Origin of the sequence: Pyrobaculum sp. (genome assembly GCF_049971835.1) — an archaeon.
Taxonomy (GTDB): domain Archaea; phylum Thermoproteota; class Thermoprotei; order Thermoproteales; family Thermoproteaceae; genus Pyrobaculum.
The window spans coordinates 1-7711 of the sequence record NZ_JBMFKV010000101.1 but is presented as its reverse complement, the minus strand read 5'-3'; the positions used below and the strand labels follow the sequence as shown (position 1 = coordinate 7711).

Annotated in this window: 4 protein-coding genes; all 4 read left to right on the top strand. The window is 57.6% G+C overall.

Annotated features, from left to right (window positions below):
* Positions 1-224: 224 nt before the first annotated feature.
* Complete coding sequence (locus tag ACP5J3_RS09155) at positions 225-1559, top strand: glycerate kinase type-2 family protein (protein WP_428495409.1); 1335 nt, start codon at positions 225-227, stop codon at positions 1557-1559.
* Positions 1560-1677: 118 nt separating this feature from the next.
* A complete protein-coding gene (locus ACP5J3_RS09150; RefSeq protein WP_428495408.1) occupies positions 1678-4731 on the top strand; it encodes a S41 family peptidase in 3054 nt (1017 codons plus the stop codon).
* 35 nt (positions 4732-4766) lie between these two features.
* Complete coding sequence (locus tag ACP5J3_RS09145; protein WP_428495407.1) at positions 4767-7037, top strand: ABC transporter substrate-binding protein; 2271 nt, start codon at positions 4767-4769, stop codon at positions 7035-7037.
* Between the two features lie 14 nt (positions 7038-7051).
* The coding region (locus ACP5J3_RS09140) for an ABC transporter permease (protein WP_428495406.1) at positions 7052-7711 on the top strand (660 nt) is incomplete at its 3' end.

Below are 7711 nucleotides of genomic sequence, written 5' to 3'. Positions count from 1 at the left end.
CCGTTGCGCAGGTGCCTTTTCTGGTAAGCGGCGCTTGGAGAAAATATGCTGAGGAAGCCGTCCACAGCTTAGCCCACTACATCGATACGGCGCCGTAGGACGTGGCTGAACAAGCCACTACACAACTTGAGGTCAGAAAACGGCTACGCCGTAGGGGCTGGAGTAAGGCCCTCTCTGTAGGATAGGTAGGGGGGATAGGTATAAAGCCGTGATATCGTATAAATGTGTCTATCCGTAACCGTGAGTCGCTTGTGAAACTCCCCCGCGGCGAGGTGTTGACAAAAGCGCTGGAGGAGGCCCTGGCCGCGGCAGATCCCTACACGGCGGTGGCCTCTAGCGTGAGGAGAAGAGGTGACGTGGTCGAGGTAGGAGGGAAGGCGGTGGAGGTGGGGGGAGGGATCCACGTCGTGGGGTTTGGGAAGGCGTCGGGGAAGATGGCCGAGGCGTTGGTAGACCTGCTCGGCGACTTGGTGAGGGGCGGGGTAGTCATAACGCCAACTGGAGGCGGCCGCGCCGGGCCTATAGAGCTGGTTAAGGGAGACCACCCAATTCCTAAAGACAACACCTTGTCTGCTTCGCGCCGCCTTGTCGAGTATCTTGAAGGCGTGGGGGAGCGGGATCTCGTATTTGTTGTAATTTCGGGGGGTGGATCGGCGTTGTTTGAACTGCCAGAAGACGGGATACAGCTTGAAGATATTGCCCACATATCTGGCGAGTTGATGAAGAGGGGGGCGGATATAGTGGAGTTAAACGCCGTTAGGAAAAGGCTGTCAAGAGTGAAGGGCGGCAAACTCCTAAAGTTCATAAAGGCTAGGCATGTGGTGTCGCTGATAGTGAGCGACGTCGTGGGGGACCGCCTAGACACGATAGCGTCTGGACCCACGGCGCCTGACGGGACAACTAGGGAATTCGCCATAAGAGTGTTGAAAAAGTACGGGCTGTGGGAAGAGCTTCCTCCCCGCATCCGTGCGGTTATAGAAAGTGGAGGCGACACCGTCAAGGAGGGGGACCCAGTCTTAGCCAAGGTGTGGAATATCATCGTGGCCAATAACTTGACGTCGTTGCGTAGCGCCGGCGGCTACCTAAAAGGCGTCGGCTACAGCCCCCTGATTCTCACCTCGATGCTAGAGGGCGAGGCCCGCGAAGCGGGGCGGGTCCTAGCCTCCGTGGCGAAGAGCGTTGTCTACCACGGCGTGCCCGGGAGGCCCCCACTTGCGCTACTGGCGGGGGGCGAGACCGTAGTCACGGTGCGGGGAGGGGGCCGCGGCGGGAGAAACCAAGAGCTCTGCCTATCCTTTGCACTCGCCGTCAGAGGTATGCGCAACATCTCGGCCGCCTGCATGGGGACAGACGGCGTAGATGGAAACAGCCCAGCGGCCGGGGCTGTGGTAGATGGAGGAGTCGTGGAAGAAGCAGAGGCGAGGGGGCTAGACCCACTGGAATATCTAAACAATAACGACAGCTACACCTTCTTTAACCAACTAGGCAGGGCCATAATCACCGGGTACACAGGTACTAATGTAAACGACGTATTTATAGCAGTGATAGACTCCACCTAGGATAAGACACCCCTCCTAATGGGGCTTTTTTATAGTTCTAAACACAGGTGATAACGTCTCAAGATATGTACAGACTTGGCGTTTTTAAATGCTTATTAACGGGGGTCAACGATGGCCTATGCGGGGCTACTACCTCCACCCAGATGTCTACGGCGACGAGGTGGTTTTCGTAACTGAGGACGATCTCTGGAAGTACTCAGGCGGGGTGGGGCAGAGACTTACGTCGGACTTCGGCGTCGTGGTGAGGCCGAAGTTTTCTCCAGACGGGAGGTGGATTGCCTTTACAAGGCTACAGCAGACGGACCAGGGCACGACAGCCGACGTATACGTGGTGCCGTCGGGAGGCGGGGAGCCGAGGCGCGTAACCTACTTCGGCACCCCCTTCACCAGAGTAGTGGGCTGGACCCCCGACGGGAGGGTTCTGGTCTACAGCGACTTTAAAACACCCTTCCCCCAGTGGCGCGAGCTGTACGCGGTGTCGCTAGACGGCGTCTACGAAAGGCTGAACCTAGGCCCGGCCACCGCGCTGGTCTACGGGAGTGGTGGGGTGGTGGTGCTGGGCAGAAATACCTACGACCTCCCCTACTGGAAGCGGTACAGAGGAGGCACGAGGGGGGTGCTGTGGATAAGCAGAGACGGCGGGAAGACCTTTGAGAAGTTCCTCGACCTCCCGGGCAACATCACCTCCCCCATGATTGTGGGGGACAGAGTCTACTTCATTTCCGACCACGAGGGGGTGGGCAACCTCTACTCCGTGGATCTCGCAGGTGGGGATCTCAAAAGGCATACCAATTTCAAGGACTACTACGTGAGAAATGCCAGTAGCGACGGGAGGCGGATTGTGTTCCAGGTGGCTGGGGAAATATGGCTGTACGACCTCGCGGCGGATAGGCTTGAGAAGCTAGACATCGACCTGCCCCTCTCCCGCAAGGCGAAGATGGCCAAGTTCGTAGACGCTGTGAAGTACCTCGAGTACTTTGCCCTCGTCTCCGGCGAGAGAATAGCCCTGATCTCCAGGGGACAGGCCTTTATCGTCCCCAGCTGGGAGGGTGCTGTGCTCCAGCTAGGCGTCCGCGGAGGCGGCGTGCGCTACAAACACATAGCCACAGACGGGGAGAGGATCGCCGTGGCCACCTACGACGGCGCTATTGAGGTGTACAGCATGGACGGCGCGTTGGTAAAGAGGCTGGAGCCCGGGATAGGCATTATCGAGGCCCTGGCGCTGAAGCAGACGAAGCTCGCGGCGGCGAACCACAGAGGCGAGCTCTGGATAATAGACATAGAGACGGGCTCGGCGCAACTGGCAGACAAGAGCGAGTACGGCCTCATCACGGAGATGGCGTGGCACCCCTCCGGGAGGTGGCTCGCCTACGCCAAGCCAGCCGGCGTCTACACCCAAAACATCAAGCTCCTCGACGCCGCCACTGGGAGGACGTACGACGTGACTACGCCAACCGCCTACGACTACTCCCCGGCCTTCGACCCGGAGGGGAGGTACCTCTACTTCCTCTCCAGGAGGGCCCTCAACCCCGCGCTGGACCCCGTGCAGTTCAGCTACATATTCGCCAAGCACTCAAAACCCTACCTCGCAGTCTTAAAGAAAGGCGACATCTCGCCATTTGTCGAATACAGAAAGGCCGAGGGTAAAACAGAGGATATAGACGTGGAGGGCATCGCCACGCGGGTGGAGCCCTTCCCCGTCGAGGAGGGCCTCTACGCCGCCGTGGTCGGCCTAAAGGGGGGGAAGGTGGCGTGGCTGAAGTACGACGTTGAAGGCGCCCTGAGGTACTACCTCTGGTCCGCCCAGGAGCGGAGGGGGGCCGTGGAGGTCTACGACCTGGAGACCAAGCTGAAGGATCAGCTGGTGTCCGGCGTCTCCGCGCTGAGGGCCTCGCCCGACGGGAAGTATATCTTAGTCAAGGAGGAGAACAGGCTTAGGCTCATAGACGTGGATAAGAAGCCCGACCTCCAGTCCAGGGAGCCTGGGCGGAAGAGCGGCGTTCTCGACATGTCGCGGGTCAAGGTGTACGTAGAGCCGGAGAGGGAGTGGAGGCAGATGTTCCACGAGGCCTGGCTTTTGATGAGGGAGCACTACTGGCGGGGCGATTTAAACGGGGTGGATTGGGACGCCGTCTATAGGAAGTACGAGCCTCTGCTGAGCCGCGTCGGCACTAGGTACGAACTCAGCGATTTGATAAACGAGATGCAGGGAGAGCTGGGCACGAGCCACGCCTACGAAATAGTGCCAGACTTCGAGGTGGACAAGCCCTACCTCGTCGGCGGGCTCGGCGCCGAGTTTAAGTGGGACGGCGGGTGCTGGCGCGTGGCGAAGATATACATGGGGGATCCCTCCTACGAAAACGAGAAGTCGTCTCTCCTCGCCCCGGGCGTCGACGTGAGGGAGGGGGACTGCGTGGTGGCCATCGCCGGCGTGAGGCTCGGCCCCGGGGCGCCGCCCGAGTACGCACTTCTAAACAGGACAAGCGACACGGTGGCCGTGGAGGTGGAGAGAGGCGGCGAGGTGAAGAGGTACATCGTGAGGACGGTGCGCGACGAGAGGTACATCATATACCGCCACTGGGTCGAGGCAAATAGGCGCTACGTACACCAGCGCACGGGCGGCGCCGTGGGCTACATCCACATACCCGACATGGGGCCCTCGGGATACGCCGAGTTTTTCAAATCGCTAAACGCCGAGGGGGACAAGGAGGCGTTTATAATAGACGTGAGGTACAACAGAGGCGGCCACACCTCCGGAATGCTGATCCTAAGAGCCGCCGTGGGCATATTCGGAAAATTCCTCACCCGCTACTTCAAGCCGTTTCCATACCCCGAGCTGGTGTTGCCAAGGAAGCTGGTGCTCGTCACAAACGAACACGCGGGGTCAGACGGCGACATCTTCACCTACGACTTCAAGCGGCTGAAGCTCGGCCCAGTGGTGGGCAAAAGGACCTGGGGCGGCACAGTAGGCATAGACACCCGCTACAAGCTGGTAGACGGCACCATAATCACCCAGCCGAAGTACGCCTTCTGGACAGACGACGTCGGAACCGGCATAGAAGGCTACGGAGTCGACCCCGACGTAGAGGTAGAAGTAGCGCCGCAGGACTACAGAGAAGGCCGCGACCCCCAGCTAGATAAAGCCATAGAATTAATAAAGGGCGGGGATTAGGGCAATATTTAAAAACCATATATATAATTAGAGGAATGCCTAAAGTTAAGGGTATTTCAAAAGGTGCGCTAGCCGGTATTGTTATTGCCCTTGTGCTGATCGCGGCCGCGGCTGTGCTACTAATGCAGCCAAGAGCCCCCCCGACCACAACCCCCACCACGACTCCACCGACGACAACTCCACAAACCACTCCAACTACGACGCAAACCACTACACCGACAACTCCACAGACAACTCAAACTACCACCGCTACTACGCCGTCTCCCACAGCGACGCAGACCACAACCTCGCCTACACCCACGGCAACTGCCCCTCAGAAGGTCTTCCACAAAAATGTGATCTACATTATCAACAACGACGCGACGGCTAGGATACAGCTCTACAAGACTGGAACCGCTGACATCGCCGCCGTGCCGCTGGATAGGCTGAACGAGGTGGTGGGGACTAAGATGGGGAACTACATGATAGAGCTACGGGAGGATCCCAACCTACTGACACTTACAATAGAGTACATCGTCTTAAACGCCAATAAGGAGCCCTTTAACAACCCACTCGTCAGACAAGCGCTGGCCTGGGCGGTGCCCTACGACGCAATCCTCTCCAGAATATACGCAAACAGATACGCCAGGCTGTACGCCGTAATTCCAAAGGGCCTGCCCGGCTACACAGACTACGGCATTGTTAAGTACACCTACAACATTACCAAGGCACAGGAGTTGATAAAGAAGAGCGGCATAGACCCCACAAAGTATACAATAGTAATCGACTTCAACCTCGGCAACGACCAGCGCGCCCAGACCGCGGCCCTCCTGGCCAACGCCTGGGCCAGGCTAGGCTTTAAAGTGACCACAGAGCCCCTGAACTGGCCGACGTTGCTGAGCAAGACGGAGAAGGGAGACTTCGACGTGTATATAATCGGCTGGCTACCAGACTACCTCGACCCAGACGACTACGCAAGCCCGCTGTTCTACGGCGGCACTAAGTTCAAGACGCTAGACGTAATCGAGGGCACGGCTCAGCAGATACCCTCCATGCTCTCCTCCGCGAAGGTGTTCGACGTGGGAGAAGCCGTAGTAGTCGTAGGACCGAAGGGTAGCGGCGCAAAGGCGGAGGTCCCCGCCGGGAAGAAGATCTACATAGTGGCTTACGAGGTGGATCTGGCGAATACCAAACCAGTGAACGCCAGCACAGGTTTCGTAGACATCAACCCAGCGTTCTACAGGAATTACGATGTAGACGCCATGATAGTCGCCGCGAGGACGCATTTTGACCCAATGCTGAGAGAAGCTCTCTACAAGGCGATATCGATAGCCAGCAACGTAGATCCCGCGATTATATGGCTAGGCCAGGGCAAGTTCTTCATGCACAACTGGAACTGGGTAAAGGGGCGCTACTACACGCCTCTGGAGCTTGAGAGGTATGACTTGCTGTGGGAGACGCCGGACGCCCCCGTCGTCAGCACAGGTATCAAGGACTACAAGAACGGCCCCGACACATACGTCATAGCCACCATCGGCTGGCCGCAGAGCTTTGACCCCGCCGCAAGCTACGAGTCTTTTGGCTGGGAGATCTTCACACAGACGGGCACTACGTTGGTCACCTTCTGGAGGGAGAATACTGAGTACGTGGTGCCATCGGGCGCGGTGGCGTGGGCCCACGACGAAAACGGCACCACGTGGTATTTCGTGATTAGGGGTGGGATGAAGGCGTACGATCCGTGGAATAACAAGGCATACGACATCAAGGCGGTTGACGTGTTGTTCTCCATATGGAGGATAGCCAGGCTGTCGCTGGACCCCAGCTGGATGATCACTACATACGTAGACGTCAACGCCAGCTCCGTCTTGACCGAAGACGAGTTTAAGCAAGTGCTCTCCAAGGGACTTGTCACAGAGTACGCCGGGAAGTCCTACAACGTGAAGAGTTGGGACGACTTGATGAAAATCTTCGGCTACTCCGGCCCCACGGCCGGGGTGGTCAAGCTCAAGCTGACGCAGGCGTACCCGGCGATTCTGCCTATACTCGCGGCGCCGTTTACAATGATCGTGTCGATGCAGTACGCCCTCGGCGACAAGTACCAACAGGCACTAGCAGATTCAAACAATGGGAAGAACCCGGCGGCGTGGGCAAAATACGTCATGACAGGCGAGGACGACGCCACCCACAGACTCCTCCACGAGAAGCCCATATCCACCGGCCCCTACTACGTAGCCGACTACCAGCAGGATTCATACATAGTGTTGAAGTACAACCCGTACTACTGGAACGCCACGTTGTGGCAACAGCTATACGGATTTAAGCCCTAAGTTTTTTCCCAACCATGTCTTCTTTTAGAAGATTTTTAATAAGACGCCTACTCACCTTTATACCCACTATCTTCGGCGTCGTTTTTATTACTTATCTGATAGCCTACGCCATCCCAGCCGACCCCGTGAGGGCGTGGGCAGGTGGGGAGAAGGCGAAGCCGGAGGTTATTGAGAAAATCAAGCAGTACTACTACTTCGACAGGCCTTGGTACGAGCAGTTTTACTACTTCCTCGTCAGGCTATTCGAGGGCAACCTCATCAGCCCCCGCACTGGGAACAACGTGTTTAGCGACATAGCGTCCCGCTTCTCGGTTACTTTACAGCTGGCGCTCTTCTCCATATTCTTCTCAGTAGTTATCGGGGTTCCGCTTGGCCTCGTGGCGGCGTACAAGAGAGACACGAAGATAGACACCGCCGTGAGGATATTCGCCCTTGTCGGCGTGTCTATGCCCGCCTTCCTCCTCGCCTACCTGCTTATACTAGTGTTTTTTGTACAGTTTAGATCTATAACACTGGCCGGCGTCCCCACCTCCAAGGCGGTGGTCACGGGCATACCGCTGATCGACGCCTTGATTACGGGGGATTTCGAAAGCCTGGCCCAAATCGTCGGGAGGTACTGGTTGCCAGGCTTCGTGCTCGGCTTTGCTGGCGCTGGGATAATCGCCAGGTTTGTG

What these genes read in the sequence shown, in the direction of transcription:
- ACP5J3_RS09150 (WP_428495408.1), top strand. Translation starts at nt 1,678, where the DNA reads ATGCGGGGCTACTACCTCCACCCAGATGTCTACGGCGACGAGGTGGTT.
- ACP5J3_RS09145 (WP_428495407.1), top strand. Translation starts at nt 4,767, where the DNA reads ATGCCTAAAGTTAAGGGTATTTCAAAAGGTGCGCTAGCCGGTATTGTT.